Here is a 3,337-nt window from a genome sequence, read left to right as displayed (position 1 = left end):
ACAGAGATAGGCAGGATGCGATCGCTTCTTTCCTGAACCATGTTCAGGAGAGTTCAGCGTGAATGTATCAGTGTCCTAATCTAGCTTGAAATGACCGTGTTTTAGGTGGGGCTACTGTGTTTGAGTCGATCCAGCTCAAACAAAGCGGTGGGTAAACTCCTGCACCAAGTCCACACGTCCTTTGCGCAAAACCGCTCCCACGAGAGCAAGACCATGGCGGCCCAGCACTGTGGCCTCAGAAAGAGGGTAGGGCATGTATGTTAGCTTGCGTCCCTGGCCCAGAGACAATAGCCCCACCATTTTCTGGCGCCGGCCTCGAGGCCGCAAGATCCTGCTAGGAAAGCGTATCCAAGTTAAGTAGAGGGGGCTTCCAAATCGTTGCTGCCAGCTGCAGAGCTGGAATTGCCTTCCAGGGCTGCTTGGGCGTTGCGGCGCAGGCGGTGGGCCTTGAGCCGGCGCAGGGCAGAGGCCGGAAACTTGTGGTCGAATTCCCGATCATCGATCCGGGCCAGCTCCTGGAGATCAGGGGCAACATTCCAAGAGTAGGGCTGAAAATCCGGGATCCGGCTGGGTTGGGCAAAGCGTTGGTTCCAAGGGCAGACCTCCTGGCAGATGTCACAGCCGGCCACCCAGTTGTGCAGGTTCTGGGCAATCTTGGCAGGGATCCGCTCGGCGTGGCTTTCTAGGGTGTGATAGGCGATGCAGCGGCGGGAATCGACCACCCCTGGGCTGACGATGGCCTGCGTGGGGCAAGCCTCTAGGCAGCGGGTACAGGTGCCGCAGTGAGCGGTGTGGGGCTGGTCAGGGAGCAACGGCAGGGTGGTCAGGATCACTCCCAGAAACACCCAGGAGCCGTACTCGCGGGTGAGCAACAGGCTGTTTTTGCCGATCCAACCCAAGCCCGCCTGCATGGCCCAGGGCTTTTCCGCCACCGGGCCGGTATCGACATAGCATCGACCGCGGTAGTTCGGAAATTGCGCTTGCATCCAGAGGTGGAGCTGCTTCAGCCGCCGCCCCAACACGCGGTGATAATCTCGCCCCCAGGCGTAGCGGGAGATCTTGCCCTTGCCGGGATCCTGGCTGTGGCGGATGGGGGTGTAGTAATTCAAAGCCACACAGACCAACGACTGCACCCCCGGCAGCACCTGCTTTGGATCCATTCGCCTAGGATCCGCCATCCAGGCCATGTCGGCGGCCATGCCTGCAGCCAGCCAAGCTTGCAGACCCCGCAAGTCGGGGGGATCCTCTGTGCTGGCAATGCCAACTTTGTCAAAGCCCAGCGCCAGCGCCTGTCGTTTCACCTGCTCTGTGATGCTGGCCCGGTCTGCTTCTTCTGGCCACACAGGGACATCCAACGCTACTTTGGCAAGCCCATCACCCGACGATAACGAGCTTCCAGATGCTCTGCCTGCTGGGATCGGCGGAAGGGATCCCAGGTGCTGTGGGCAAACAGATCCTGCCGCAGCTTGGCCACATCCACCGTCGTCACGGCTCCGCCGGACACCACCTGTTTTCCTCGCACCCAAACGCTATGCACTGCCTGGGTGGGCCGGCCCAACACCAGCAGCCCAATGGGATCGGTACGGGGCAACAGCGACAGTTGGGTGAGATCGTACAGCACCAGATCCGCTTGCTTGCCCACTTCCAGGGATCCCATCTGATCCCCCAGGCCCAAGCCGATTGCCCCACCTCGGGCTGCCATCTCGATGCTCTCGCGGGGAGAAATCCAGTGGCGGTAGTCGGGATCGGTGATGTTGTGCAGGATGGTGCCGATTTTGATGGCCTCTAGCAAATCCTGCGAATCGTTGCTGGCGGATCCATCGCAGCCAAAGGCCACGTTCACCCCTGCCCGGCGGTATTTCAAGATGGGGGCAATGCCGCTGCCTAGGCGCAGGTTGCTCAAGGGGTTGTGAACAACCGTAGAGCCGGTGCGGGCCAAGATCTCGATATCGGCATCGCTGAGCCAGACGCAGTGGGCCAAGGAAGTTTTCCGGTCTAGGTAGCCCAAGCGCTCCAGATGCTCCACAGCACTACAGCCGTACTTTTCCTGGGCCAACATCTGCTGGGCGCGGGTTTCCAGCAGGTGAGCGTGGCGGGGTAGGTCATACTTCTGGCTCAACTCCGCGCAGCCCTTGAACAGCTCGTCTGAGCACAGTTGGATCCCTGTGGGAGCCACCATGAGGGTAATGCCCTCTTCTGGCCGGTGAAAGCGCTGCACCGCCTCTTCCACAATGGCCAGCACCTCTGCTGTGGAGAGGGGATAGGTTTCCGGCTCCCGATCCCAAGAGGAGCTGCTGGGCAACCCCCGAGAGAGAGCCTGATCCTGGATCAAGGGGCCCACGAAGGCGCGGATCCCGACTTCTCGGTAGGCCCGTACCGCCGCCTCAATGGTGGCCAACTCTTGGCCAGGGATCAGCACCAGATGATCCACCACCGAGGTGCCCCCCGTCAGCAGGGTTTCCACCGCCGTCCCCAGCGCGCTGAGATAGATTTTTTCCGGATCCGGCGGCGCATACTCGTGCAGTTGTGCCAGCCACAGCTCCAGCGGATAGGGTGGTATGATCCCTCGTTGCCACATTTCGGAAGAATGGGTGTGGGCATTGACAAAGCCCGGCAGCAAGAGTTGGTTACTGGCATCCAGTTCCAGGCTGTCTGCGCCCGTTGCGGGTAACCCTCTGCCTATGGCAGCAATCCGTTCCCCCTCGATTCGCACATCTGCGGTTTCGTAGCCGGTGGCGGTGGGAATTAACGCATTGCGCAAGATAAAACTCATGCCCGGGATCCAAAAAGGCCGTCTGCTACCTTAGCGTGCTGGAGTTAACCCTGCCAAGGCGGGAGGATCAGAACATTTGCATGCATAACCTAGCCTTTCCCCCAAGGGATACCCAAGCGTAGTGGTTATAGAACTGCCGACATAGAGGTGCCCACACTCTCCATAACGCAGTTTCAACGCCTCTGCACCGCCGACATGGCCCTACAGCTCAGCCTTGACCGGCTATTTCTTTTTCTTGGCGGAGCCTTTTTTGGCCGGCTTGCTCTCGGCAGCAGGGGCCGGTTCTGGGGCAGGTTCTTCAGGAGGAGCGGGTGGAGTCTCTTCCACTTTGGGGGCCTCTGCCGGCTTGAGACCGGCTTGAGCGGCAACCTCAGCAGCAAAATCCACTTCTTCTTTCTCGATCCCCTCTCCCAGGACAAAGCGCACAAACCGCCGCACCCGAATGTTTTCCCCCAGTTTGGCAATGTGCTGCTTGACCAATTCCTCCACCGTGATCGAGGAATCTTTAATAAAGGGTTGATCCAACAGGGATAACTCTTTCAGGCGCTTTTCGATGCGACCTTG

At 59.7% G+C, this 3,337-nt stretch carries 2 protein-coding genes and 1 pseudogene; all 3 read right to left on the bottom strand.

Going from position 1 to position 3,337, the window contains the following annotated elements:
- Positions 1–353: 353 nt before the first annotated feature.
- Entirely contained in the window at positions 354–1,301 is a 948-nt protein-coding gene (gene queG / locus NW837_RS11680) for a tRNA epoxyqueuosine(34) reductase QueG (RefSeq protein WP_414331687.1), read from the bottom strand.
- Between the two features lie 56 nt (positions 1,302–1,357).
- Positions 1,358–2,773 carry an amidohydrolase gene (locus NW837_RS11675; RefSeq protein ID WP_414331685.1) on the bottom strand — a complete coding sequence of 472 codons (1,416 nt, stop codon included), beginning with the start codon at positions 2,771–2,773 and terminating at the stop codon, positions 1,358–1,360.
- 222 nt (positions 2,774–2,995) lie between these two features.
- Positions 2,996–3,337, bottom strand: a pseudogene (locus NW837_RS11670) (elongation factor Ts); the annotation flags it as partial.

The sequence above is a fragment of the Synechococcus sp. R6-10 genome, from assembly GCF_047461815.1.
Lineage (GTDB): Bacteria > Cyanobacteriota > Cyanobacteriia > Thermostichales > Thermostichaceae > Thermostichus.
The sequence above is the reverse complement of the archived record's forward strand: the minus strand, read 5'-3'. Positions and strand labels throughout refer to the sequence as shown.

What these genes read in the sequence shown, in the direction of transcription:
- NW837_RS11675 (WP_414331685.1), bottom strand. Translation starts at nt 2,773, where the DNA reads ATGAGTTTTATCTTGCGCAATGCGTTAATTCCCACCGCCACCGGCTAC.